The organism is Stenotrophomonas sp. GD03877, from assembly GCF_029840555.1.
Classification (GTDB): domain Bacteria; phylum Pseudomonadota; class Gammaproteobacteria; order Xanthomonadales; family Xanthomonadaceae; genus Stenotrophomonas; species Stenotrophomonas geniculata.
Genome location: NZ_JAOCCT010000024.1, coordinates 34,873 through 59,009 on the forward strand (window position 1 = coordinate 34,873; position 24,137 = coordinate 59,009).

Genomic DNA, 24,137 nt, shown 5'->3' on the forward strand with positions numbered 1-24,137 from the left:
ATGAGCGCCAGCGCCTGGTTCGCCCTCTCCCTGCTCGTACTGGCTGCAGGTATCGCCCTGCTGGGTATCGGCGGCTGGGTACGCAGCCATCGTGAGCAGCGTACAACGGCCACGTTGAAGACCGCCCTGCAGCCGCGCGAGGCGTCCCGTGACCCCGAACCTGCACGGCACGATTCGCTGGGCTGGCTCGAACGCTTCGGCCGTGCCCTCAGCGGCGGCCGCCTGGAAGCGGCATTGCTGGCCAATGAAGACCGGCTGCTGTTGGATCTGGCCGGGTGGAACACCCGCCGCGGTACGGCCATCTACCTCGGCCTGCGCCTGCTGCTGGCCGTGCTGGTGCTGGCACTGGTGCTGACATTCAGCAGCGTCACCGGGCTGGCCAGGATCATGGTGATCATCGGCGCCTTGGCCGCTGGCCTGCTGCTGCCCAAGTTCATTCTCTCCTCCTGGGTGAAGCGGCGCCGGCGCGCGGTCGACAACGAGCTGCCGCTGCTGATCGACCTGCTGCGCCTGCTGCAGGGCGTGGGCTTCAGCATGGACCAGAGCCTGCAGACGCTCGGCGACAAGCTGCGCGATGCATTGCCGGTCCTCGGCGGCGAGCTGCAGGAGGCCAACGTCGCCTATACCCATGGCCGCACGCGCGCGCAGTCGCTGCGCCGGCTGAGCGAGGTCTATGCAGACGATGACCTGACCAGCCTGATGCAGCTGATCCTGCAGGTGCACGCCCATGGCGGCGCGGTGCAGGAGCCGCTGCGGCAGTTCAGCATCCGCCTGCGCGAACAGCGTCGCAACACGCTGAAGGAAAAGGTCGGCAAGCTCTCGGTGAAGATGACCGTGGTGATGATGCTGACCCTGCTGCCAGCGCTGATGCTGGTCCTTGCCGGCCCGGCGCTGGTCGCGCTGGCCACTACCATGTCCAAGATGGGGTCCCCCTGATGCCTGCCCTGCGCACTTCCTGCCTGATTGTTGCCCTGGCCGCCGTTGCCGGCGCCAGCGGCTGTGCATCGACCACACCGAAGTACCTGCGCGCGCCCAGCCTGGCCGCGCCCGAACCGGCGCCGCAGGACAGCCGCAATGCCTACCTGGAGCTGATCGAACGCATGCAGCAGCAAGGCGCATGGTATGCCTCGCTCGCCCACGTCGACGCCTTCCGTCAGCGCTACGGCGATCCGCCGGCATTGCGTCTGCTGCAGGCCGACGCGCTGCGCGAGACCGGCCAGGCCGATGCTGCGATCGCCCTGTACCGCGATCTTTCCAGTGGTCCCCAGGCCGCCGCGGCCGCACATGGCCTGGGCCTGATTGCCGCGCGCCGCGACGACGACGCCGGCAGTGAGCAGGCACTGGCGCGGGCGACCGAACTGCAGCCATTGAATACAAGCTATCTCGGCGACCTCGGCTATGCGCGGCTGCGCGCCGGGCAGTTCGAGCGCGCGCGCGAACCCCTGGCCAAGGCGCTGGAGCTGTCGCCGGGCAATGCCAAGGCCACTGCCAACCTCGCGCTGTGGGCGGTGCTGCGTGGCGACACCACCACCGCCGAACGCCTCGCCCAGCAGGCCAACCTCAACGACGAGACCCGGCTCAGCATCCAGCAGCAGGCGGCGCAGATCCGTGCCCGCCTGCAGCAACGCCAGGCCGCATCGGCCGCTGCCGCAGCCGTGCCGGCCACTGCGCGTGCTCTCGCCAGAGATGCCGTCGGCAACCCGCCCGCCGCCACGCGACTGGCGGCGGAACCACGCCGCGACAGCCGCGACGAACGCGATCCGCAGCGCCTGCCGCCCTCGATGCTGGAACGCTTCAGTACCTCCGACCACCCGAACGGGAACACACCATGACCGCGACGCCCCTGACCCGACGCCTGCTGCCCGTTCTGATCTGCCTGTTACCGGCCACTGCCGTGCAGGCGCAGCAACAGCCGCTGACCGGTCAGATGCTTGGCGGCAGCACGCCGGCTGTGCCGACGCCGCAGCCGCTGCAGTCCGAGTCACTGGCCACCGTGGACCTGATGGCCCCGCCAACACCGGTGCCGCAGGCGGCGCCCGCAGCAGTGGCCATCACCGATGGCAATGCTGCAGCCGCGCGACCCGACCGCAGCCAGATCGGCGATACCACGCGCAACCTGTTCCGCCTGCAGGCATCGGGGCAACAGGCCGGGCAGCACCTGCCGATCCTCGGCGACCAGGCGACGCTGAGCTACGCCCGCTACATGAAGAGCTTCGAACACGAGATCCCGGACTTCTTTGAAACCGATGTCGCCAAGTCCAAGGGATCATCCTCATCCGGACGCTGAGGTAGGCCATGAAACGCCCACGCCAGTTCAGTTTCAGCCGCCCACGGGGCGGCATGTCGATCACCATGATGCTGGTCATGCTGGCGTTGCTGGCGATGCTGGGCCTGATCGAGATCGGTTACCTGTTCTGGGCCAAGCGCGATGCGCAGAAAGTCGCTGATCTGGCCGCACTGGCGGGAGCGCAACGGCTGGAGCTGTGCACCTCGGACAACAGCGACAACAGTGCTGCGCGGCAGAGCGCACTCACCCAGAACAGGTTCGCTGGGAGCCTGGAAATCCGTTGCGGAAACTGGAACGTGACCCGGGCCACCGAGGGGCACTTCAGCCCGGCCGTCGATGCTGCGAATCAACGCAACGCCGTTCGTGTCATCACCCGCCGCGCGGTGCTTCCCTTCTTCGGGCAGAACAGCAGCCTGCCGACCGTGACCGCCCAGGCCGTGGCGCGCCGTGCAGAGCCCACGGCGGTTTTCAGTGTCGGCTCGCAACTGCTCCGCATCAACGGCAACACGCCACTGGGAAATGTCCTGAAACTGGTGGGTGCCGACCTCGACAAGACCACCCTGCTCGGCTACGACGGCCTTGCACAGGCGCATATCACCCCGAACGGACTGCTGCAGGCACTGGGCATTCCGATCGACGTCAACATGGGCGTGGCCGAGTTCAACAATCTGCTGGCGGGCCGCAAGGTCAAGCTGGGCAAGATCCTTCAGGCGACCGTTGACCTGCTCACCCAGCAGGGCGTTGCCCACGTGGACCTGAGTGCGCTGGAGAATGCCCTGGTCGTGCAGGGCATCGACCTCAAGCAGCTGGAGGTGAAACTCGGCTCCGATGACAGCGGCGGCGGCTTGTTCGCACGCGTGGTCGCGCCGGATGGAACGATTTCCAGCGCGCTGCAGGCCGATGTCAATGTGCTGGACCTTATAGGGACCAGCATCAGCATAGCCAATGGCGGCCGTGCGGTCTCGGTCAATGACCTCAACCTGTTGGGCCTGGTCAATGCGAAAGCCGCCGTGGTGGAGCCGCCGTCGATCGCCATCGGAGGCATTGGCTCGCGCGCCTACAACGCGCAGATCCGCGTCTTCCTCGACATCGACACCAACAACATCCCCGTTGCAGGCGGCGTACTTTCCCTGCTGGGCATCCGCCTGAAGCTGCCGGTCCATGCAGACGTGACCAATGCAATGGCGACCCTGACCAGCCTGCAATGTGGCAGCACGCCTCCCACGGCGACGATCAAGGTCGAGTCCTCCGTGCTGCGCGCCTGCGTCGGCAAGGTGGCCGACAGCGAGCGGTTTTCCAAGCAGAATGTCTGTGGCGACACCCTGCAGAAGGAACAGATGCTGACACTGCTCGGCGCCCCGTTGATCAATGACAGCATCAAGGTCAATACGCTGACCGACACGCAAAGCCTCACCCTCCCCGCCGGCGCGACCGGTTCAACCCAGGTCAACTCCCTGGAGGTGGGCACCGCCGTGTCTGAACTGGTCAGCGAACTGCTGCGCGTACTGTCCGGGGTGCTCGATCCTCGCGACGATGGCATGAGCCAGGGCTCGACCGCAGCGCAGTTGGCCGATCGCTACCTGAAAGCAGCCAACGTTGGTCGCAAGCGATACGATGTCGACGCAACCATCAAGCTGCTGGAATTCGGAGACAGTACGCAGGGATTGAAACCACTGGGAAACTGGGACATCACCAAAGGGGTACCGACCAGCTGTGTGCTGGTGACCTGCATGGTCGACGGCAAGGTCTGGCAAGGATTCCGCAACGCAGTGACCGGGGTTGGCTCGGGGCTCCTCGATGGCGTCCTGGGAGCGCTTGTGGGTGGGCTGCTGGTCAAGCAGTGCAACAGCCTGATCGGCGCCCTGGATGACACCACCTACAACAATTGCATGAAGTACAACCTGACTTCCTACCTGCAGACCGCCGATGCCGGCTTCCTGGACCAGTTCGCCGGCGACGGCGTCACCGCCCCCGGCAATGGCCCGGTCAGTTGTTCGGGCCTGCTGTGCTTCCTGCTGAAGCCCGCCCTGGACGTCCTGAAGCCGCTGCTCAACAGTGTCGGCTCGCTGCTGCGCTCACTGCTTGCCCAGGTACTGGGCCTGGAACTGGGCCGTACGGATGTGCATGTCCAGTCCATCCAGTGCACGCCCGCACAACTGGTCTACTGACCCGTGACGGGCGCCCTTGGCGGCGCCCGCGCACATGCTAGACTCCCGGCGGGGAACCACCTTCATCTCAACCCACACTCATCCGTGGATGGTCTAGACATGCGAGAAACTTCAGGGGGCGCGGTCTTCGCCCGGCACGCGCGCGGCGCGGCACTGCTGGCCGTGGCCATGATGCTGGTGGCACCGGCGGCGATGGCTGCCCGTAGCGACCGCGAAGCAGCCGCAGAGCCGGCCGCACGTACCGCACCGGTGGTGCGCAACACCGTTGACGAGCTCAAGCAGCTGATGGATGCCCGCCAGCTGACCGAGCTGCGCACCACCTACAACGGCAATTACGGCGCCAGCCTGCTGTTCAATGCCAACACCCTGACCTACTACGTCGCCCTGTTCCAGGAGAAGAATTTCTGGCGGGTGATCAAGACCGATGCCGTCGACAACGCCGAGCGTGTCTACCGCACCTTCGCGCAGCAGTCCGAGCAGCTGGCCCAGGTCTACATCGACACCACCCGCCTGGAGGCCGGCAAGCGCTATACCGAGCGCCTGGTGGCCTACAACGAGGAACGCCTGCGCGCCCTGCAGCAGGAAATGGAACAGCAGCAGGCACAGTCGGCCCAGGTCAGCGCCGCTCTTCAGCAGGCCCAGCAGCAGGCGGTCAGCCTGAGCAGCGACGTGCAGAGCACCAACAGCCAGTTGGATTCCCTGCAGCGCCGCATCCAGATCCTGCAGGCCGAACAGGGCAACCCGGAGCTGAGCCTTCCCAAGCCGGACAGCGTGCCCTCGCCGGCACCGGCGGCTGCCAGCGACGGTCGCTGAGGTCCAGCACCTCGCATCCTGTCCAACGGCGCCTGCGGGCGCCGTTGTCGTTTCCGGCACCATTTCGTTTCAGCGGCACGCCTCATGCACGGCATCGTCCAGTTGCCGGCGCTGCACGAAGTCCATGCGCTTGCCATTGGCCAGCACCTTTGCGCGTTGCTGCCGCGCGCGCTCACAGGCGGCAGGATCCGCGCTGATCGATATCAGTGCAGCCCGCGCACGCGCCTGCCGTACCACACGCGGACGGCTTGAGGCTGGGCTCGCCGCCTTGGCCATGGTTGCACCCGTTGAGGCCGGCTCCGCCGGCACCTCCCAGCGCCATTCCGCATGCCCCTGGCACGGCGTCTGCTGGTAGACCGGATGCGGCCCGTCCACGCATTTGTAGACGTTGGTCTGAGCGTGCGCGCCCGCGGCCAGCAGCAGGCACAACAGCGGACTCCAATACGCATTCAACATCGCAGGCTCCTCAGCAGGGCTACCGCCATCCTCAATGCCGGAACGGCTTCGTGCCAGAGCGATATGCGTCACATCCGGTGTAATCCAGCACAGCCGTGCAAGTCGCCGGCCTGGCGCTGCGCTGTACTGCCGGAGGCACCGGCACAACTGCCAGTGCCTTCCCTCCCTTCCGCCAAGGAAACCGCAATGAGCAACTTCGTCACCGTCGCCGACGGCGCCCGCATCTTCTACAAGGATTGGGGTACCGGCCAGCCGATCGTGTTCGCCCACGGCTGGCCGCTGTCGTCCGATGCCTGGGACCCGCAGATGCTGTTCATGGGCCAGAACGGCTTCCGCGTGATCGCTCACGACCGTCGCAGCCACGGCCGCTCCAGCCAGACCTGGGACGGCAACGACATGGACACCTACGCCGATGACCTGGCCGCAGTGATCGAAGCACTGGACCTGAAGGATGCGATCCTGGTCGGCCATTCCACCGGTGGCGGCGAAGTGGCCCACTACATCGGCCGCCACGGCAGCAAGCGCGTGGCCAAGGTGGTGCTGGTCGGCGCGGTGCCGCCGCTGATGCTGAAGACCGAAGCCAACCCGGCCGGCACCCCGTTGGAAGTCTTCGACGGCATCCGCAAGGGCACCGGCGGCGACCGCTCGCAGTTCTTCAAGGACCTGACCACGCCGTTCTTCGGCGCCAACCGCGACGGCAACACCGTTACCCAGGGCATGCGTGATGTGTTCTGGCTGCAGGGCATGCTCGGTGGCGTCAAGGGTCAGTACGACTGCGTGCACGAGTTCTCGGAAGTGGACTACACCGAGGACCTGAAGAAGATCGATGTGCCGGCGCTGGTCGTGCACGGTGATGACGACCAGATCGTGCCGTTCGATGCCTCGGCCAAGCTGTCCTCGCAGATCATCAAGGACGCCGAGTTGAAGGTGTACCCCGGTGCGCCGCACGGCCTGACCGTTACCCACGCCGACCAGTTCAACGCCGACCTGCTGGCGTTCGCGCGTAAGTGATTCACCGCGGCGGCGCTACCCAGCGCCGCCGCACAAAAAAGGGGACGGAGGGGATCAAGTCGTTTGTGCACAAACGACTTGATCCCCTCCGTCCCCTTTTTGTCAGATGTCGCTGTGGTGGTGCGGGACCCCGGTCTTCGGCAGCGGGTCATGCCCACCCACGAAGTGGCGTACCACCGGTGCGCGCTCACCGCGATGCAGTTCCCGCAGCACTTCCTGGATCGCCTTGTCGTCGGCGGTGATGCGCTCGTGCTGGCGCAGGTGCTCCAGCCACGACGGGGTCACGAAATACTCCAGGTGGATGCCCGGGCTGGCCACATCCTCGACCACGCCCCAGACCACGGCACCATCGCGGCGGCGGATCGTGCCCAGCGCGCGCATCTGCGCCTGGAACGCGGCACGATCAGCGTCGTCGATACGGTACTCGATGGTGACCAGCACCGGGCCGCGATCGTTCGACACCGGCACCGACAGCTCTGGTGCCGGCCAGTGCCCGGCCGGACGCAGGTTCAGGTCTTCGGTACCGGCGATGCGCACGCGCCACACCAGCAATCCGCCGATCACCGCACCTGCGGCAGCCACCAGCAACGCCAGCTCCGGCGAGGTACGCTGAGCCAGCGCACCCCAGCTCAGGCCACCGGCCGCCATGCCGGCGGAGAACACCATGATGTACAGCGCCAGTGCACGCGCGCGTACCCACGCTGGTACCGCGGTCTGGGCGGCAATCTGCAGTGACGACAGCACGGTGATCCAGGCAAAACCGTTGATCAGCATCACCAATGGCAGCACGTACCAGCTGCGGGTCAGCGCCAGCCCGACCAGGCTCAGCGCAAGTGAGAGCGTGGCCAGCAGCACCAGCAGGTCGCGATCCATCTGCGCGCGCAGCTTCGGCAGCAGCAAGGCACCGCCCACTGCACCGATACCGATGCAGCCCAGCAGCATGCCGTACTGCCCGGCCCCACCGTGCATCTGCCCACGCACCACCACCGGCAGCAACGCGTTCATCGCCGCGGCAAAGAAAAAGAAGCCGACCGACTTGATCAGCACGGCCTGCAGGCGTCCGGCACGGCTGGCATAACGCAGGCCCGCCTTCAGCCCTGCGCCAAAACCCTCCGGCGGCAGGCTCGACTGCTTCGGGTCGCGCTTCCAGCCCCACACCACGAACAGCATCGCGGCGAAGGTGATGGCGTTGAAGCCGAACGCCCAGACCGCACCCAGCTGCGCCACGATCACACCGCCGATGGCGGGGCCGATCGAGCGCGCGATGTTGATGCCGATCGAGTTCAGCGCCACCGCTGAGGCCAGCATCGGCTGCGGCACCAGTTCGGACACGATCGCGGCCTGCGCCGGCATCGCCATCGCCGCGCCGCAGCCCATGCAGAAAGTCAGCAGCACCAGCAGCTGCGGGGTGAGCATGTCCATCGCGGTAAGTGTCGCCATTATCGCGGCGACCAGCAGCATCCAGCCCTGGGTCGCCAGCAGGTACCTGCGGCGATCGACGATGTCGGCCAGCGTTCCGGCGGCCAGCGCCAGCAGCACGATCGGCACGGTGGTGGCCGACTGCACCAGGGCAACCATCAACGGCGAGCCGGTACGCTCGGCCATCACCCAGGCGGCGGCCACGTCATTGACCCAGGTGCCGATGTTGCTGGCCAGGATTGCCAGCCAGATCGAACGGAACATCCGGATCTTCAGCGGGGACCAGGCACCTGCGGCCTGTGCGGGGGGTTGCGACGCGGTTGCGTTCACCATTGCCATGCTCCAACGATCGAGGCAAACAGCGTGTCCTGGCCACCGGCCTGCTTCAGCGCAGGACCCGCATCGATCCAGGCCAGCTGCAGCTGCCATTGCCAGTGTTCGCTGGCCTGCCAGCGGGTTTCGGATTTGTATTGGGTGCCTATCAGGCGTGCACCTCCGGCCGTGCCGGGCAAGGCCACCAGGGGTGCCGGCGTGGTGTACACCGCATCGGCACGACGATGCTTCCAGGCCATCTGTACGCCCAGCTCCGTCGTCACCGCGTCGTGCAGGCGGAGGGTCAGGGTCGGCTGGACGTCCATCAGGTTGGCCGGGGCCAGCAGGCTGGCCTCGCTGAAGTAGGCCGATTTCGGGAACAGTGCATTGAAGGTTCCCAGGCGGCCGTCATGCAGATTGCCATCGCCACTGGCGATGTCCGCCTTAAGTCCCAACCGCGGTTGCAGCGGCAGGTCCGTCCAGCGCCAGCCGGTGTCGGTGGCCAGCGTCCAGGCGCGGATGTCGAGCGTAGCTGCCGAGGTGCGCAGTTCACCGCCCTGCGCCACCAGTTCACTGTTCCAGTCCAGTGAACCGGACTGGCCGAACCAGCGCGCACCCACGGTCTGCCGCCGTTCGATGCCGAAACCCGCCGAGAAGCGTGCTCCTTCCCGGCGGTAGTCCAGCAGGTACAGATCCCACTGTCCTGCGCCCTGCCCGCGTGCCGTGGTGGCATAGGCACCCCACAGGTGGGCACCGTGTTCGCCATGATCATCGAAGGCTCCCGGCCGGTTCTGCACCGGCCGCAGCGCCATCAGGTCAAGCGTGCCGAGGCGGCCCTTCCAACCCAGGCGCGCACCATCGAAGGCCAGGCGGATATTCGGCCCATCGCGCACCGACAGCAGCCGCGAGCTGCCATAGCCGGCTTCCTGCCGGCCCAGTTGCAGGTGGAAGCTGCCACGCTGCCAGCGCCAGTACGCCTGCTGCACGTCCAGCGCGCTGCGGTCGGTGCGGCCTGGGCCGCCTGCCTTGCCATTCTCGGCATGCACGCCCAGCTGCAGCTTCGCCTGCCAGCTGTCCTCCGCATAGGTGGCCGAGGCCAGCGCGCGCAGCAGGCCGTAGCCATCTTCACTGCCACCGATGCCGAACCGGGTCGGGTCGTAGTACAGGCCACGCAGGCGCAGCGAGGCGTCCCACCGCAATTGGCCGTCGCCGGCGCCAGAGCAATGGCCACCCTCGCAGGCCAGCGCCAGCGATGGCACGGCCAGCAGCGCCAGGCTCAGAACGCGAAGCACGAACATCCCATCGCGCCCCAGAACGCGGCCAGGTCATCGGTGGGCGCCGCATGTTGCGCGGCATGACCGTGAGCACCATGCGTACTGCAGGCCACGCCGTGATGGTGGCGATGGGCGGCGGCCAACCCGGTGGCAGCACCGCCGACATGGTAGCCACCGAACCTGTTGACCGGCGACCAGTTGGGCATCGCCGGCGGCAGCTGCGGCGCCAGCCCGGCGTAGTCGCCGTCGGCATGCACGATGCGGCCACCGACCACGGTCAGCACGCTGGTGATGTCGGCGATCTGCGCATCGTCGACGCGGAAGAAGTCGGCCGAGAGCAGGATGAAGTCGGCCAGCTGGCCGGCTTTCAGCGTGCCCTTCACGGCCTCGTCGCCGGAGAACCAGGCGCTGCCCTGGGTCCACAGGCGCAGCGCCTGTTCGCGCTCCAGCAGATTCTCGTCGCCATACAGGGCCAGGCCACCGACGGTACGCCCGGTCACCAGCCACGACAGCGCCACCCATGGGTTGTAGCTGGCCACGCGGGTGGCGTCGGTACCGGCACCGACCGGCACGCCTTCGGCCAGCATGCGCTTGACCGGCGGCGTATGCCGCGCGGCCTGCACGCCATAGTGCTCGACGAAGGCTTCGCCCTGGTAGGCCATGCGGTGCTGCACGGCGATGCCGCCACCCAGCGCGCGGATGCGCTCGATGTTGCGCGGGGTGATGGTCTCGGCGTGGTCGATGAACCAGTGCAGGCCATCGAACGGCACCTCACGGTTCACCTGTTCGTAGACATCGAGAATGCGGCTGATGCTCTCGTCGTAGGTGGCGTGGATGCGGAACGGCCAACGCTTCTCGACCAGCAGCTTCACCACGTCGTGCAGTTCCGGCTCCAGTTCTGGTGGCAGCTCCGGTCGCGGTTCGTTGAACAACTCGAAGTCGGCCGCGGAGAACACCAGCATCTCGCCGGCACCGTTGTGGCGCAGCAAGTCATCGCCCTGGCGCGGCTGCAGGATCTCGCTCCAGCCACGGAAGTCATCCACTTCCTTGCCCTTGTTCTGGGTGAACAGGTTGTAGGCGATGCGCACTGTCAGCTGGTCATCGCGGTGCAGCTGCTCGATGACCTGGTAGTCCTCGGGATAGTTCTGGAAGCCGCCGCCGGCGTCGATCACCGAGGTGATGCCGAGCCGGTTCAGTTCGCGCATGAAGTGGCGCGTCGAGTTCGCCTGGTACTCGATCGGCAGACGCGGGCCCTTGGCCAGCGTGGCGTACAGGATCAGCGCATTGGGCTTGGCCAGCAGCAGCCCGGTCGGGTTGCCCAGCGAATCACGCACGATCTGGCCACCCGGCGGATCCGGCGTGTCCTTGCTGTAGCCGCACGCGCGCAGCGCGGCGCGGTTGAGCAGTGCGCGGTCGTACAGGTGCAGCAGGAACACCGGGGTATCCGGCGCGATGTCATTGATCTCCTGCAGCGTCGGCAGGCGCTTCTCGTTGAACTGCGCGGCAGTGAAGCCACCGACCACGCGTACCCACTGCGGTGCGGGCGTGCGGTCGACCTGGGCCTTCAGCATGTCCAGGGCGTCGCCCAGCGAGCGCAGGCCGTCCCAGCGCAGTTCCAGGTTGTAGTTCAGGCCACCGCGGATCAGGTGGGTGTGGCTGTCGTTGAGGCCGGGCAGCAGGCGCCGGCCCTGTGCGTCGATCAGGGTCGCTTCATTGCCCCAGCCGCGCATGATCTCCTCATCGCTGCCGACGGCGACGATGCGTCCTTGCTGCACAGCCAGCGCCTGCGCATGCGGCTGCTGCGGGTCGAGGGTGGTGATGCGGGCATTGCGGATGACCAGCGTGCTCATGCGACGCTCCTTGGAAGTGGAATCGAGTGCAGCACCGGCGCGACCGGCCAGGCTGAGCGCAACAGCGGCACCGCTGGCCAGCACCACGTTGCGGCGGCCGTGATCGAGTGGATCGTGACTCATGCGAGGTCTCCCGGAAGTCGGTGGACGTCCAGCGCCCAGGTGCCGGGCCCGGCCAGCGCGATGGCCAGCAGTACCGTTGTCCACATCAACGGGTACTCACTGCCACCGCGCATCCAGAACCATCCCCTGGGCAGGGCCAACAGGACGGTGAAGCCGATGAAAGCGGCCGCCGCAAGCGCGGCGATACGGGTCTGCCATCCCAGCAGCACGGCCAGCCCGGACAGCACCTGCAACAGGGCCAGCAACAGTGGCAAAGGTGCCACCGCTGGCAGCCCGAAGCCGCGCAGCTCGGTGGCGAAACCAGAGAGCCCCGGACCGCCGAACCAGCCGAACAGCTTGCCCAGCGCGTGCGGCAGCAGGAAGCCTCCAGCCGCCACGCGCAGCATCAGCAGGGCCAGGTCGAGGCCATGGCCAGCCAGCATGCTCAGTGCCCGCCTTCCTGCGCGCCGAACATGCGCTTGGCGTACTGGATGCCGATGCCATAGCCACCCGCGTGATCGCGCGCGATGCCGGTGGTCAGGTCGTAGGTTTCCCCGCGTGCCCAGTCGCGCTGCAGTTCGAGCAGGTACTGCACGCTGGTCATCGGCACCGCGCCGGCCTGCACCATGCGGGTGATCGCACGCTCGTGCGCTTCTTCGCTGACATCACCACAGGCATCGGTGATCACATATACCTCGAAGCCCTGCGCCAGTGCCGACAGCGCCGGGCCGACGATGCAGACGCTGGTCCACAGGCCGGCCATCACCAGCCGGCGCTTGCCGATACGGTTGATCTCGTCGATCACCGGCTGGTCTTCCCAGGTATTCATCGAGGTGCGGTCGAACACCGTCTGGCCCGGGAAGATCTGCGGCAGTTCGGGGAACATCGGGCCGGAGAACGAGGCTTCCGCCACCGTGGTCAGCAGCACCGGCACGTGGAAGCCCTTGGCACCCTTGCTGATCAGCGACACGTTGTTGCGCAGCGCGGAGATGTCGATGGTGTGCGTGGCAAACGCCATCTGCGACTGGAAGTCGATCAGCACCAGGGCGTGGTCGGTCGGCGAAAGCAGCGCCGGGGCGGGAGTGGCGGTGGCAAGGCTCATGGATGGACTCCGTTGGAAACACGATCAAGGGGAAGCAACAGGGCGGCATCGCCGGCGACGTACTGGCCGGGGCTGCAGCCGGTCTCCGCGCGGAAGCTGCGGACGAAATGGCTCTGGTCGAAGAAGCCCAGCTGCTGGGCCAGGCAGGCCATCGGCAACTGCGCACCCGGCAGCAGCTGGCGCGCACGCTCGATGCGGCGGCGACGCACATAGCGCAACGGGCTGGCACCGGTACCGGTACGGAACAGGCGCACCAGATGGAAGCGGCTGACGCAGGCGGCCGCCGCCAGCTCGGTCACCCGCAGCGGCTGCGACAGGTGTTCATCGACATAGCGCAATGCACGCTGCAATGCTGCGACCTGCTGTGGTGCCAGCGACGCAGCGGGGAATTCCTGTGGAGTAACGGTGGCCATCGAGGTCGCCGCGAGGGGGTGGCCCATGGTGCGGGGCGCCTGCACGATGCCCTACCCCCGTCGGTCGAGGCCAGCACCTACCCGAATGGGGGAGGCCGGCGGCCGATCACGCGGCGACCGAACAGCCGTGCGTCCAGCGAATAGGCGCCCGGCCCCAGCACCAGCAGGGCCAGAGGCAGCAGCGCCAGTGGCCAAGGCCCGGGCAGCGTGGACAGACCCACGGCCGCCATCACTGCCGCCAGTGGTGTCAGCACACCAAGTGCGAGCATCGCTACGGCCAGCAGGTACAAGGCCGACCACCAGCCGCCTGGCATACCGGGCCCGCAAAGAGCGGCCGCAACGCACAGCCGCAGCCACAGCAGGCCGAGGCCCGGGCCACGGTCGGGAAACATCACGAACAGGCGCTGCATGACCGGGCTCCACGGGGCATGCCGGCGTGATATCGGAACGGACCGCGTGCCGCCTACCCCGTTCGGGTCACCCTGGCCTGCCCCGCACCTGCCAGAATGCGCACCATGCGTGGCCGCCCCTTCCCGTTCCTGCGTCGCCTACCGGCGCTGCTGACGTGCCTGCTGTTGATGACCGCCCTGCCCGCGCTCGCCGTGCAGCGTCCCGCCCTGAGCAGCGGACTGCCCGGCTACGAGCACACCGCATGGCGGGTCGGCCAGGGTGCGCCTGGCGATATATGGGACATTGCGCAGGACCGTGATGGACTGCTGTGGCTGGCGACCGGTTCTGGCCTGTACCGCTTCGACGGCCGCCGTTTTGAACGCCAGGCGCCACCACCGGGCAGCAGCTTCCCGTCCACCAACATGGTCACCCTGGCAGTCGGGCGCGATGACGCAATGTGGATCGGCTACTTCCAGGCCGGCATCAGCCAACTCGCACGCGGCCAACTGCACAACTACGGTCGGCAACAGGGCGTACCGGTCGGCGTGGTGCCGCACTTCAGCCAGGACCGCGAGGGCCGCCTCTGGGCAGCGATCAATGGTGGACTGCGCTGGTTCGATGGCCGGCGCTGGCAACGCCCGCCGGCCTCCACCGGGCTGCCGGAACACCGCGTGCAATGGGTGTTGCATGACAGCCGTGGCACGTTCTGGGTACTGGCGGATCTGAAGATATGGATGCGCGGACCCCACCAGGCGGTCTTCATTGATACCGGCATCGCCGTCTCGCAGATGGCAACACTGGTGGAGAACCCGCAGGGTGAGGTGTGGCTGGCCGACCGCGTCCGTGGCGCCTCGCCACTGGCAAACGCACATGGTCTGCTGACCGGGCCCGAACGTGAGGCGAGGCGCCTGCCCGACCTGGTCGCTGCCCGCATGCAGTTCACCACCGACGGCGCGCTGTGGGCGACGATGAGCCCGCATGGAGGCGTCGCCCGGGTCACGTTCGACGGCACCCGAGCCGTGCGCATGGAGCGCTTCGATTCACCGCATGGCCTGACGGCCACCTCGGCGGTGCCGATCATCGCCGACCGCGAAGGCAACCTCTGGGTAGGTACCAATCTTGGCCTTAACCGCTTCCGCGCGCGCAGCGTGCACACCCTGGCGGTCGGCCCCAGTGATCCCTACCGCTCGCTGGTGCGCACCACTGACGGACGGGTGTACGGCTACGGTGAAGACCTCAAGCCCTACGACCTGCGGCGGTCCCTGCTGGAAGGCAGCGCCGCACAGCTGCAGGCCGCAGCGCGGCAGGCACCTGCGCCGATCTGGCAGTTCGATTGGGTCAATCTGGCGCGCACTGTCGAAGGCCGTACCACGCTGATTCCGCTGCCCGCGCCGTTCACCGGGCAGCCGCTGCACGCCCTGCTGTTTCCCGACGAGACGCAGGCCTGGGTATGCACGGGCGAACGCGGTGTGCTGCATTACCGGGACGAGCAATGGCAGCGGGCGAGTCGCCTGCCCGAGCAGGCCTGCTCCTCCCTGGCGCTGGACGCCCATGGCCAGCTGCTGCTCGGCTACGCCGATGGTCGCGTGCGCCGGATGGGCACCACGACCATCGATGCCTTCGGCGCAGCGCAGGGCCTTTCGGTAGGGCCGGTGACCGCCCTGCTGCAGCATCAGGACCTGCTGCTGGTAGCCGGCGAAGCCGGACTCGCCGCACGCATCGGCGAGGGGCCCTTCGTTGCAGTGCGCACCGACATGGCCGGCGTCCTCGAAGGCATCACCGGCATGGTCGCCGATGCGGGCGGGCATCTGTGGCTCAATGGCAGCCGTGGCCTGGTGCGTCTTGAGAGCAGCCTGTTGCGCCGAGCAATGCAGGCAGGGCAGCAGGTGACGCCCCGCTTGTTCGATGCGGTGGATGGCATGCCCGGCATTGCCCTGCAGAGCGGGCCGATCGCCACCGCCACGCTGGCCGACGACGGTCTTCTGTGGCTGGCGACCAACCAAGGCCTGGCCTGGCTGGACACCAAGCGTTCGCACGTCAACACACTGGCACCCAGCGTTCGCATCGGCGACGTGCTGTATGGCAGCGAACAGCAACCACTGCGGGACGGCCTGCGCCTGCCGGCCGGCACCAGCCAGCTGCAGATCGACTACGTGGCGCTTTCACTGGCCCGCCCGGAGCGCAACCGCTATCGCTATCGACTCTCCGGCGTCGATGACGGCTGGCAGGACGCAGGCAGCAGCACCCGCGCCTATTACACCAACCTGGCGCCGGGAAGCTATCGCTTCGACGTGGAAGCCGCCAATGAGGACGGCATCTGGAGCACGGTCCCGGCCAGCCGCAGCTTCCGCATCGCGCCCACCTTCATCCAGACCGTGTGGTTCAAGCTGCTGTGCGTGGCCGCCGTGCTGGCGCTGCTCGTACTGGCCGTGCGCATCCGAAGTGGCCAGCTCGCCGCGCTGTTCCGTGCGCGCCTGCAGGAACGCAACGGCGAGCGCGAGCGCATCGCGCGCGACCTGCACGACACCCTGCTGCAGGGTAGCCAGGGCCTGATCCTGCGCCTGCATGCAATCAGCCAGTCCGCGCAGACGCCAGAAGCAGTGCGCGGCCAGCTGGAGTCGGCGATGCAGCTGGCCGAGCGCAATCTGGCCGAGGGCCGCGAACGCGTCAACGCATTGCGCGACGGCCCTTTCGCCGGCCGCGACCTGGCTTCGGCACTGGCCGATGTGCACGCCGAGTACGCGGGGCATGGCACCAATCCTCTGCGCCTGACCGTTGAGGGCGCGACGCCACCACTACAGGCCGATGCCGCGGAGGAAGTGTTCCTGATTGGTCGCGAGGCCATCCGCAACGCGTTGCGCCACGCCAACGCCAGCGCCATCGAAGTGGAGCTGTCGTACGGCACGCGTTGCTTCCTGCTGCACGTGCGCGACGATGGCGTCGGCATCGCCGACGAGAACGCCGGCCATGGTCATTGGGGCCTGCAGGGCATGCGCGAACGTGCACAGCGCCTCGGTGCGGAACTGCAGCTGTGGACCCGCGCCGGGCTGGGGACCGAAGTCGCGCTGGCGGTTCCCGCCCGGCGCCTGTATCACCGCCGCCCATCGCGTTGGCGCTGGCCCTGGAGTAAAGCAAACCATGACTGAGTCCCCTGCCCCGATCGGCGTGCTGGTGGTCGACGACCACCCGTTGCTGCGTGACGGCCTGGCGGCGCTGCTGGGCGCCCATTCCGACCTGCGCCTGCTCGGCGAAGCCGCCGATGGCGAGGAAGCCATCGCACGCTACCAGCAGCTGCAGCCCGACGTGGTGCTGATGGACCTGCAGATGCCACGCCTGGATGGCGTCGAAGCGATCGTACGGATCCGCGCGATGGACCCGCGTGCGCGCATCATTGTGCTGACCACCTACCGCGGCGATGTACGCGCGGTGCGGGCCCTGCAGGCGGGTGCCAGCGCTTATCTGCTGAAGGACATGCTGCGCCACGAACTGGTCGACACCATCCGCATGGTGGCCGGTGGCCGCCGTGCGCCGATTCCTCCAGCGGTGGCCGCCAGCATCGCCGCGCATGTGATCGAAGACCGCCTGTCACCGCGCGAGACCGAGGTACTGCGGCACGTGGCCAGTGGCCTGTCGAACAAGCGCATCGGCGAACGCATGCAGATTTCCGAGCAGACGGTGAAGGCGCACATGAAGAGCCTGATGGACAAGCTGGGCGTGGGTGATCGCACGCATGCGGTAACCCAGGCGCTGCGCCGCGGCATCATCAGCCTGGACGACAGCGGTCACGATTAGGGGGTTGTTCGGCAGGGCTTGCAGCCCTGCACCCGCGGCAGTGCCGGCCGCTGGCCGGCAACCTCAACAGCAAAAGCAACAGCAAAAGCGTGGAGTCCGTGGGATGGCGGGGCGGTGTCGGAGTGCGGGGACGCTGCAAGTACGTCCCTGTAAGCTTGGCAGCCGCATCCATGCGGCTGACACCCCGCACTCCGACACCGCCCCACCTCTGACAGAACTCCACGGCTGTTGGTAGGTGTCGACCTTGGTCGACACTTCTGTCAGATATCGAAATCAATCTGGGGTCAGATCCGTTCCAACACACCGCAGGAAACTGTCGAAGGCGGGGTGGGTCCGGTTGCGGGGGCGTGAGCGCCATGGGCCCGAGGCATGCCTCGGGCGGGTTGGGCAGGACGCCCAACCCCGGTCTTGCCGTGTGCGCAGGACAGCGCACACGAGCAAGGCGCGACCGAGCCTCCATGGACGGATTCACGGCGTCCCCCGCAACCGGACCCACCCCGCCTACCTACAGGAACCCCGCCGTTGCCGTTGCTGTTGCCGTTGCTGTTGCTGTTGCCTCCAGCAGGTGCAGGGCTGCAAGCCCTGCCGAACACCACCCCTACTTCAAACGCAGCAGCAGGCTGCCGCCCGCACATACCACCGCCAACCAGGCCACGCCGTGCCACCCCCACTGCGCCAGCGCCAGGCTGCCCAGCGCACCACCGGCAGCCATGCCGATGAACATGCCGGTGAACAGCAACGCATTGAGCCGGCTGCGTGCCGGCGGCACCAGGCCATAGACCAGCGTCTGGTGCGCCACCAGCGCCGACTGGAAGCCGAAGTCGAACAGCAGCGCACTCACCACCAGCAGCGGCAGCAGCGCGGCGGCCGGCAGCCAGGACTCGGCCAGCAGCAGGCCGAAGCCCAGCAACGCCACCGCGATCGCCAGCCGCGCCACTGCATGGCAACCCAAGCGATCGGCGAATCGACCCGCAAATGGTGCGGCCAGTGCACCGGCCGCACCCGCAATACCGAACGCACCCGCCGCCGCACTGCCCAGGCCCAGACGAGCATGCAGCATCAGCGCCAGGGTCGACCAGAATGCACTGAAACCCACCGCCAGCAGCGACTGGCTGGCCACCGCACGGCGCAGCTGCGGCTGCTCGCGCCACAACGCCAGCAATGAGCCCAGCAACGCCGGATAGCGCAGCGTGCTGGTCGGTGCGAAACGCGGCAGCGCGCGCGCCATCACCGCACCCATCGCCGCCACCGATACTGCAGCAAGCACAAACTGCGTGCGCCAGCCCCACGCTTCAGCCACCACGCCACTGACCACGCGCGACAACAGGATGCCCAGCAACAAGCCGGTCATCACCCGGCCGACGATCTGCCCGCGCTGCGCATCCGGTGCCAGCACCGCAGCGGCCGGCACGATGTCCTGCGCCAGCGTGGCCATCAGCCCGACCAGCAGGCTGGCCATCAGCAGGCCCGGCAGGTGCCCGGCCATCGCTGCAGCACCCAATGCCAGTGCCAGCAATGCAGATTTCAACAGGATCAGGTTGCGGCGGTCGAACCGGTCACCCAGCGGCGCCAGCAGCAGGATACCCATTGCATAGCCAAGCTGGGTCAGGGTCGGTACCAGGCCAGCGGCGCGCTCACCCGCGCCGAGGTCCTGGGCGATCAGGCCCAGCATCGGCTGGCTGTAATAGAGCGAGGCGACCGAGAAGCCGGCGCCGGCCGCCATTGCCAGCACCAGCGGGGTGGAGGGTGCAGTCGCGGGTGCGGCGGCGACGGACAGCGAAGGGGTAGACATGGGGGAGTCCGGTGGAAGAAGTGGGCGTATCCTGCCCGCATTCGCCCAACGTCTGTAGTAGGCTGAAATACATATCATTCATACGCCCTACGCATGACCGAGCTCACCGCTGGTGCCGATCGCCTGGATCTGCTGCGCACCTTCCTGCGCATCGTCGATGCCGGCAGCCTGTCTGCCGCAGCCGCGCAGCTGGGCACCACCCAGCCAACGGTCAGCCGACGCCTGCAGGCATTGGAGCGGCAGCTCGGCCTGCGCCTGCTGCTGCGCTCCACCCATGGCCTGCAACTGACCGAGGATGGCCTGCGCTGCCAGCGCCATGCGCAACGCGTGGTCGACGAATGGGAGTCGCTGCAGGCCGAACTCCACGGCGAGCCGGAAACACTGCGCGGCCGTCTGCGGGTGATGGTGCCGCATGCATTCGGCCAGGCGCAGCTGCTGCCGACCATGCTCGCATTCCTCGCCCGGCATCCGCAGCTGAGCCTGGAGTGGATCCTTGAAGATCGGCGTCCGGATTTCATTGCAGAAGGCATCGACTGCGCGGTGCGGGTGGGCCCGGTCGACGAACCGCGCATGGTCGCGCTGCCACTGGCCGAAGTACCGCGCATCGTCGTGGCGGCGCCCTCGCTGGTGGACGCCACGGCAGTCAATACGCCGGAGCAGGCGCAGTCACTGCCGTGGATCTCGCTGGTCACCTACTACCGCGAACGACTGCTGCTGCATGACGCGCAGGGGCACGCGCATACCCTTTCGATCAGCCCGCGCCTGCTCAGCGACAACCTGTTCGTGGTGCAGCAGGCCGCATGTGCCGGGCTGGGAGCGGCCGTGGTCTCGGCCTGGCTGGTGGCCGACGACCTCGCACAAGGGCGGCTGGTGCAGCTGCTGCCGGACTGGCAGGCACCGCCACTGCCGGTACACGTGGTATTTCCCGCAGCGCGCCAGCAGCCGCCGCGGCTGCGCGCCTTCATCGATGCGATGAAGGCCGCACTACCGCAGCTGCACGGCATGCGGCCGGCGCCGCGCTAGGTCACCGGCCGCATCATCCACGCATGGCGTGGATCTACTGCTGATCGCGGGTATGGATGCCCGGACGGTAACCGGTAGATCCACGCCATGCGTGGATTCCGCCCCGCCGCACCATCAATTGGCCTTCGTCGCCTCGGCATTCCACGCCGCGACCTTGGCCTTGGTGTCGGCCAGCATCTTGTCCAGCGCGGCGCGGTCATACACGTTGCCGCGCAGGATCACGCTGTCGATCTTCTCGGTGGCAGCGATGTCCTGCAGCGGGTTGGCGGTCAGCAGCACCAGATCGGCGGCCTTGCCCTGCGCGACACCACCGTAACGGTCCATCTGGCCGAACCAGGCCGGGCCGGAACGGGTTGCGGCCGACAGTGCCTGCGGTGCGCTCAGGCCTTCCTTCACGAACAGCTGCAGTTCCTGGTGCAGGGCGATGCCCGGGAAGTTGAACGAGTTGAGGAAGCCCGCATCAGTACCGGCAATGATCGTCACACCCGCTTCCTGCAGCAGCGGCAGCACGGCGGCCACCTGGTGGTACTGCGCGTGGCGCGCTTCGATCTGCGCCGGCGTCGCCTTCGCCGCGCGGTCCACGCGCCACTGGTAGGTCGCGCGCAGGCCCGGGCCGATGTAGGCCAGGTACGGGTCGTTGGCGTGGTCATCCTGGTCGAGGAAGTCGAGGATGCGGCCGCCGTTGAGGGTCGGGGTCACGAATACGCCACGCTTGGCGAAATCACGGTAGGCCCGCATTGCGGTGTCACGGTCGAAGCTAGCGTCGAGGCGGCGGTTGGCTTCGGCACGGTCGATGCGGCCAGCTCCGAAGTCGGCGGCAATCTGCGCCTCGTCCTTGCTGCCGGCCTTGAACGCGTAGTCCAGGTGCTCGATCGAGGCCAGGCCGGCATCGACCGCCTGCTCCACGGTCAGCGCCATCGGGATGTGGCCCGACGCCTTGAATCCGGCCTTGCGCGCGGCACTGGCCGAGTACAGGAACAGTTCCGGCTTCAGCGTGCTGTCGGTGATCTTCACGAAATCGATCTTGTCGTGCTGCAGGCGGGCGATTGCCTTGTCGGCGTCGGCCTCGCTGCCCACTTCGATCGTGCCCTTCCAGACCGGCTTGATGCCTTCGATCTTCGCGCCGGAACTCAGCAGGCGCGGGCCGAACAGGGTGCCCTTGGCGATCTCGCCACGCCACTGCAGCACCTGCTCGGGCAGATCGCCGGAACAGTCACGCACCGTGGTGATGCCATGCGCGATGTACAGCGGCAGCAGTGCCTTGTTCTCTTCGATCAGCGCGGGGCCACCACCGAAGTGCACGTGCATGTCCCACAGCCCCGGGATCAGGTATTTGCCCTTGGCATCGATCTGGCGGGTCGCGCTCCACTGGCTGCGCAGCTGCGCGTCCGGGCCGACAGCGACGATGTCGTCGCCGCGGATCACCACGCTCTGACCAGCCAGGGTACTGGCGTGCTCGACGTCGACCACGGTGGCATTACGGATCAGCAGGTCGGCGCGCTCGGCAGCAGATGCCGACAGCGGCGCCACCACAAGGAGGATGGCAAGGGACAACGGACGGGAACGGAACATGGACAGCATCCTGGTGGGCACGCCCAGCGTGCGGGTGGAAGGGGTTGCGGCTCAGCGCACCGCGCCGTGCTGGCGCAGCAGGGATTCAATTCCGGTATAGCCGCGCTGGCGCGCGTGTGCCAGCGGCGTTACGCCATCGCCGTCGGCCAGCTCCGGGTCGGCACCGGCCTCCAGCAGCAGCTGCACGATCTGCACGTGGCGCACGCCGCCATCGCCGAGCAGGATCGCTTCCAGCAGCGCGGTCCAGTGCAGCCGGTTGACATGGTCCACCGCCACGCCGGCCCGCAGCAGCGTGCGCACAGTGGCGACATGGCCGCGCTCGGCGGCGGGAATCAGCGCGGTGCCGCCATAGCGGTTGGTGCTGCGCAGATCGGCACCATGCGCCAGGGTCATCGCCAGGATCTCATCAAGGCCACGCGAGCCTGCGTACAGGTAGGCGCTGTCCTGCAACGCATCCTTGGCGTTGACGTCGGCACCGGCCTCGATCAGCTCGTGCGCGGCATCCACGTTGTTGCCATGCGTGGCCAGCAGCAGCGCGGTGCGGCCCTGTGCATCGCGCGCCTCCAGCGTGGCGCCCTCCTCGATCGCCTGTCGCACCGCAGCAGCGTCACCGCGACTGGCAGCATCCCGCAGGCGGCCATCGACGTCGGCTTTGGACGTTGCGGTGCAGGCCGGGGTGACCATGGCCAGCAGGCACAACAGCAGCACGCGCGCGAACGGCGCACGCCAGCCAGGGGAACGATGGACGCGCATGACAGTGACTCCTCATGTCCGTCGCCACGGAGCACCGGGCGACGGTAGCAACAGCCGGGCATTGCCGGCCCCTGCCCTGCATGGTAGAAGTCGGCTTGGGTATCCAGAAGTGAAATGTTCAAATGCAAGACAGTGCCAAATCGAATAGAACCCTGTTCGAACTGGACCTGCTGCGGGCGCTGGTGATGGTGGCCGACTGCGGCAGCTTCACCACGGCGGCCACGCGCCTGCATTCGACACAATCCACGGTCAGCCAGAAGGTGCGGCGGCTGGAGGAACTGGCCGGGCATCGCCTGCTCGAGCGCGGCCACCGCGATGTGCACCCCACCGACGCCGGCCACACCCTGCTCGGCTACGCGCGGCGCATGCTCGACCTGAACGAGGAAATGGCCCAGGCACTGGCCGGTGCGACGGTGGAGACCGCCGTCCGCATCGGCGTGCCCGAGGATTTCGTCAACCCGCAGACCACGCGCATGCTGGCCGCTTTCAGCCGCCGCCATCCGCAGGTGAAGCTGGAGATCAGCAGCGGCCTCAGCCGTGACCTGGCGCAGGGCTTCGACCACGGCGAGCTGGACCTGGTGCTGGTCAAGCAGCGCCGCAACAGCCGCCAGGCGGTGCATTGCCGGCGCGAGCCGATGCACTGGATCGACAGCCTGCGCAGCAGCTGCCTGCAGCAGGACCCGCTGCCGCTGGTCACCTTCCCGCCGCGAGGGCTGTACCGCGACGAGATGATCCACGCCGTGGAAGCGCTGGGCCTGCGCTGGCGCATCGCCTTCACCAGTTCGTCGCTCAGTGGCATCCAGGGCGCCGTGGCCGATGGCATCGGCATCAGCCTGCTGCCGCGCCGCGCGGTCAGCCGCGAGCACCGCATCATCGATGGCGAGCGTGAGCTGCCGGTGATCGACAACTACGAAATCGGCCTGCTGCACCGTGCCGATGCCGACGATGCCGTGCGCGCACTGGCCAGCGAGCTGTGGCGGCAGGTGCAACGCGAACCGGACTGACCACAGTAGATCCACGCCATGCGTGGATGAACTTCGCGCATCACGCATCGAAACATGGTCAATCCGGCCGCACGGCCCGCAACATCGGCTCGTAGAGTGCCTGATGTTTCCGTGCCCCACGGCACCTTGCCATGTCCGACGAAATCCGCACCCGTTTCGATCCCCTGCCCGCTGCCCTGCAGACGCATCTGCAGCACCAGCGTTCGCTGATCGCCGCGCGCGTGGCCGCCGGCTTTCCGACGTTGCCGGTGCAGTGGCCGCTGGCGGCCACCACCCTGCAGCGCGTGGTCGATGCGGAGCTGATCGATCGTGACGACTGCGAAGGCTGGGAAGCACTGGGCGTGGCCTTCGGTGACACCCTGGCCCAGCGCGTGCCGGGCCTGGCCTGGATGCAGGTGACCGATGCCTGGGGCATCGACGCGGTGCTGCGCTATGCCGACAGCAGCCTGCAGATCGGCGCCAGCACGCTGCTGCTCAAGCGCGTCGAGCAGGGCGAGATCATCGACATCGCCCATCTGCTGGCGTGGCTTGAGGAATTCATCGCCACCCGCGCCGACGATTACGCCTGAAAGGTCGCCGAGCATGGCTCGGCACTACAGGGGGT

Annotated in this window: 22 protein-coding genes; 11 read left to right on the top strand and 11 right to left on the bottom strand. The window is 67.5% G+C overall.

From position 1 onward, the window contains the following. The 5 genes from N5D20_RS16805 (at position 1) to N5D20_RS16825 (ending at position 5,268) form a co-directional block, all read left to right on the top strand. A complete protein-coding gene (locus tag N5D20_RS16805) occupies positions 1-936 on the top strand; it encodes a type II secretion system F family protein (protein WP_010485128.1) in 936 nt (311 codons plus the stop codon). Then, on the top strand, positions 936-1,832 hold the full coding sequence (locus N5D20_RS16810) for a hypothetical protein (RefSeq protein ID WP_010485125.1): 897 nt from the start codon (positions 936-938) through the stop codon (positions 1,830-1,832). The genes N5D20_RS16805 and N5D20_RS16810 overlap by 1 nt, the downstream gene beginning before the upstream one ends. Further along, entirely contained in the window at positions 1,829-2,287 is a 459-nt protein-coding gene (locus N5D20_RS16815; protein ID WP_279914811.1) for a DUF3613 domain-containing protein, read from the top strand. The genes N5D20_RS16810 and N5D20_RS16815 overlap by 4 nt, the downstream gene beginning before the upstream one ends. An 8-nt stretch (positions 2,288-2,295) precedes the next feature. Beyond that, a complete protein-coding gene (locus N5D20_RS16820; protein WP_010485121.1) occupies positions 2,296-4,455 on the top strand; it encodes a TadG family pilus assembly protein in 2,160 nt (719 codons plus the stop codon). 99 nt (positions 4,456-4,554) lie between these two features. Then, on the top strand, positions 4,555-5,268 hold the full coding sequence (locus N5D20_RS16825; protein ID WP_109815102.1) for a DUF2968 domain-containing protein: 714 nt from the start codon (positions 4,555-4,557) through the stop codon (positions 5,266-5,268). Between the two features lie 69 nt (positions 5,269-5,337). Here N5D20_RS16825 and N5D20_RS16830 read toward each other — a convergent pair whose 3' ends face one another. Next, positions 5,338-5,724, bottom strand: coding sequence for a hypothetical protein (locus tag N5D20_RS16830; protein ID WP_197601813.1), 387 nt, complete (start codon positions 5,722-5,724; stop codon positions 5,338-5,340). 186 nt (positions 5,725-5,910) lie between these two features. Here N5D20_RS16830 and N5D20_RS16835 point away from each other — a divergent pair, with 186 nt between their 5' ends. Then, positions 5,911-6,735 (top strand): alpha/beta hydrolase, encoded by an 825-nt coding sequence (locus tag N5D20_RS16835; RefSeq protein ID WP_071305363.1) that lies wholly within the window; start codon positions 5,911-5,913, stop codon positions 6,733-6,735. A 102-nt stretch (positions 6,736-6,837) separates the two neighbouring features. On the opposite strand, the gene N5D20_RS16840 is transcribed toward N5D20_RS16835, so the two are convergent. The 7 genes from N5D20_RS16840 to N5D20_RS16870 all read right to left on the bottom strand — a co-directional run bounded on the left by N5D20_RS16840 (position 6,838) and on the right by N5D20_RS16870 (position 13,617). Further along, the gene (locus N5D20_RS16840) at positions 6,838-8,487 is read right to left on the bottom strand and encodes an MFS transporter (RefSeq protein WP_010485113.1); all 1,650 of its coding nucleotides are present in this window, start codon (positions 8,485-8,487) and stop codon (positions 6,838-6,840) included. Beyond that, positions 8,481-9,764, bottom strand: a complete 1,284-nt coding sequence (locus tag N5D20_RS16845; RefSeq protein WP_197655062.1) for an alginate export family protein — start codon at positions 9,762-9,764, stop codon at positions 8,481-8,483. The genes N5D20_RS16840 and N5D20_RS16845 overlap by 7 nt, the downstream gene beginning before the upstream one ends. After that, entirely contained in the window at positions 9,743-11,590 is a 1,848-nt protein-coding gene (locus tag N5D20_RS16850; RefSeq protein ID WP_279914816.1) for an amidohydrolase, read from the bottom strand. The genes N5D20_RS16845 and N5D20_RS16850 overlap by 22 nt, the downstream gene beginning before the upstream one ends. Positions 11,591-11,709: 119 nt before the next feature. Continuing rightward, positions 11,710-12,135 (bottom strand): DoxX family membrane protein, encoded by a 426-nt coding sequence (locus N5D20_RS16855; protein ID WP_005410009.1) that lies wholly within the window; start codon positions 12,133-12,135, stop codon positions 11,710-11,712. A gap of 2 nt (positions 12,136-12,137) precedes the next feature. Continuing rightward, a complete protein-coding gene (locus N5D20_RS16860) occupies positions 12,138-12,794 on the bottom strand; it encodes a hydrolase (protein ID WP_010485105.1) in 657 nt (218 codons plus the stop codon). Beyond that, a complete protein-coding gene (locus N5D20_RS16865; RefSeq protein ID WP_019337880.1) occupies positions 12,791-13,234 on the bottom strand; it encodes an AraC family transcriptional regulator in 444 nt (147 codons plus the stop codon). Before N5D20_RS16865 ends, N5D20_RS16860 begins: the two co-directional genes overlap by 4 nt. Before the next feature lie 50 nt (positions 13,235-13,284). Beyond that, entirely contained in the window at positions 13,285-13,617 is a 333-nt protein-coding gene (locus N5D20_RS16870) for a hypothetical protein (RefSeq protein ID WP_019337881.1), read from the bottom strand. A 96-nt stretch (positions 13,618-13,713) separates the two neighbouring features. Here N5D20_RS16870 and N5D20_RS16875 point away from each other — a divergent pair, with 96 nt between their 5' ends. Next, entirely contained in the window at positions 13,714-16,743 is a 3,030-nt protein-coding gene (locus N5D20_RS16875; RefSeq protein WP_279914814.1) for a sensor histidine kinase, read from the top strand. After that, on the top strand, positions 16,736-17,389 hold the full coding sequence (locus N5D20_RS16880; RefSeq protein ID WP_279914815.1) for a response regulator transcription factor: 654 nt from the start codon (positions 16,736-16,738) through the stop codon (positions 17,387-17,389). The genes N5D20_RS16875 and N5D20_RS16880 overlap by 8 nt, the downstream gene beginning before the upstream one ends. A gap of 598 nt (positions 17,390-17,987) precedes the next feature. Here the strand turns inward: N5D20_RS16880 and N5D20_RS16885 are convergent. Further along, a complete protein-coding gene (locus N5D20_RS16885) occupies positions 17,988-19,181 on the bottom strand; it encodes an MFS transporter (protein WP_071305367.1) in 1,194 nt (397 codons plus the stop codon). 93 nt (positions 19,182-19,274) lie between these two features. Here N5D20_RS16885 and N5D20_RS16890 point away from each other — a divergent pair, with 93 nt between their 5' ends. After that, complete coding sequence (locus tag N5D20_RS16890) at positions 19,275-20,204, top strand: LysR family transcriptional regulator (protein WP_049430989.1); 930 nt, start codon at positions 19,275-19,277, stop codon at positions 20,202-20,204. Between the two features lie 114 nt (positions 20,205-20,318). Here the strand turns inward: N5D20_RS16890 and N5D20_RS16895 are convergent, their stop codons facing one another. Together N5D20_RS16895 and N5D20_RS16900 are read right to left on the bottom strand one after the other, a co-directional pair. Further along, the gene (locus N5D20_RS16895; RefSeq protein ID WP_279915111.1) at positions 20,319-21,776 is read right to left on the bottom strand and encodes an amidohydrolase family protein; all 1,458 of its coding nucleotides are present in this window, start codon (positions 21,774-21,776) and stop codon (positions 20,319-20,321) included. Positions 21,777-21,827: 51 nt separating this feature from the next. Next, complete coding sequence (locus tag N5D20_RS16900) at positions 21,828-22,529, bottom strand: ankyrin repeat domain-containing protein (protein WP_279915112.1); 702 nt, start codon at positions 22,527-22,529, stop codon at positions 21,828-21,830. 122 nt (positions 22,530-22,651) lie between these two features. On the opposite strand from N5D20_RS16900, the gene N5D20_RS16905 reads away from it, so the two are divergent. Together N5D20_RS16905 and N5D20_RS16910 are read left to right on the top strand one after the other, a co-directional pair. Beyond that, positions 22,652-23,533, top strand: a complete 882-nt coding sequence (locus tag N5D20_RS16905; RefSeq protein ID WP_024957553.1) for a LysR substrate-binding domain-containing protein — start codon at positions 22,652-22,654, stop codon at positions 23,531-23,533. A gap of 131 nt (positions 23,534-23,664) precedes the next feature. Then, positions 23,665-24,102, top strand: coding sequence for a DUF3806 domain-containing protein (locus N5D20_RS16910; protein WP_279915114.1), 438 nt, complete (start codon positions 23,665-23,667; stop codon positions 24,100-24,102). Positions 24,103-24,137: the final 35 nt, after the last annotated feature.

Excerpts from the sequence above, each read along its gene's own strand:
- N5D20_RS16895 (WP_279915111.1), bottom strand. The coding sequence starts at position 21,776 with ATGTTCCGTTCCCGTCCGTTGTCCCTTGCCATCCTCCTTGTGGTGGCG.
- N5D20_RS16880 (WP_279914815.1), top strand. The coding sequence starts at position 16,736 with ATGACTGAGTCCCCTGCCCCGATCGGCGTGCTGGTGGTCGACGACCAC.
- N5D20_RS16900 (WP_279915112.1), bottom strand. The coding sequence starts at position 22,529 with ATGCGCGTCCATCGTTCCCCTGGCTGGCGTGCGCCGTTCGCGCGCGTG.
- N5D20_RS16845 (WP_197655062.1), bottom strand. The coding sequence starts at position 9,764 with ATGTTCGTGCTTCGCGTTCTGAGCCTGGCGCTGCTGGCCGTGCCATCG.
- N5D20_RS16815 (WP_279914811.1), top strand. The coding sequence starts at position 1,829 with ATGACCGCGACGCCCCTGACCCGACGCCTGCTGCCCGTTCTGATCTGC.
- N5D20_RS16855 (WP_005410009.1), bottom strand. The coding sequence starts at position 12,135 with ATGCTGGCTGGCCATGGCCTCGACCTGGCCCTGCTGATGCTGCGCGTG.
- N5D20_RS16830 (WP_197601813.1), bottom strand. The coding sequence starts at position 5,724 with ATGTTGAATGCGTATTGGAGTCCGCTGTTGTGCCTGCTGCTGGCCGCG.
- N5D20_RS16890 (WP_049430989.1), top strand. The coding sequence starts at position 19,275 with ATGACCGAGCTCACCGCTGGTGCCGATCGCCTGGATCTGCTGCGCACC.
- N5D20_RS16825 (WP_109815102.1), top strand. The coding sequence starts at position 4,555 with ATGCGAGAAACTTCAGGGGGCGCGGTCTTCGCCCGGCACGCGCGCGGC.
- N5D20_RS16910 (WP_279915114.1), top strand. The coding sequence starts at position 23,665 with ATGTCCGACGAAATCCGCACCCGTTTCGATCCCCTGCCCGCTGCCCTG.
- N5D20_RS16850 (WP_279914816.1), bottom strand. The coding sequence starts at position 11,590 with ATGAGCACGCTGGTCATCCGCAATGCCCGCATCACCACCCTCGACCCG.
- N5D20_RS16835 (WP_071305363.1), top strand. The coding sequence starts at position 5,911 with ATGAGCAACTTCGTCACCGTCGCCGACGGCGCCCGCATCTTCTACAAG.
- N5D20_RS16810 (WP_010485125.1), top strand. The coding sequence starts at position 936 with ATGCCTGCCCTGCGCACTTCCTGCCTGATTGTTGCCCTGGCCGCCGTT.
- N5D20_RS16805 (WP_010485128.1), top strand. The coding sequence starts at position 1 with ATGAGCGCCAGCGCCTGGTTCGCCCTCTCCCTGCTCGTACTGGCTGCA.
- N5D20_RS16885 (WP_071305367.1), bottom strand. The coding sequence starts at position 19,181 with ATGTCTACCCCTTCGCTGTCCGTCGCCGCCGCACCCGCGACTGCACCC.
- N5D20_RS16820 (WP_010485121.1), top strand. The coding sequence starts at position 2,296 with ATGAAACGCCCACGCCAGTTCAGTTTCAGCCGCCCACGGGGCGGCATG.
- N5D20_RS16905 (WP_024957553.1), top strand. The coding sequence starts at position 22,652 with ATGCAAGACAGTGCCAAATCGAATAGAACCCTGTTCGAACTGGACCTG.
- N5D20_RS16840 (WP_010485113.1), bottom strand. The coding sequence starts at position 8,487 with ATGGTGAACGCAACCGCGTCGCAACCCCCCGCACAGGCCGCAGGTGCC.
- N5D20_RS16865 (WP_019337880.1), bottom strand. The coding sequence starts at position 13,234 with ATGGGCCACCCCCTCGCGGCGACCTCGATGGCCACCGTTACTCCACAG.
- N5D20_RS16860 (WP_010485105.1), bottom strand. The coding sequence starts at position 12,794 with ATGAGCCTTGCCACCGCCACTCCCGCCCCGGCGCTGCTTTCGCCGACC.
- N5D20_RS16875 (WP_279914814.1), top strand. The coding sequence starts at position 13,714 with ATGCGCACCATGCGTGGCCGCCCCTTCCCGTTCCTGCGTCGCCTACCG.
- N5D20_RS16870 (WP_019337881.1), bottom strand. The coding sequence starts at position 13,617 with ATGCAGCGCCTGTTCGTGATGTTTCCCGACCGTGGCCCGGGCCTCGGC.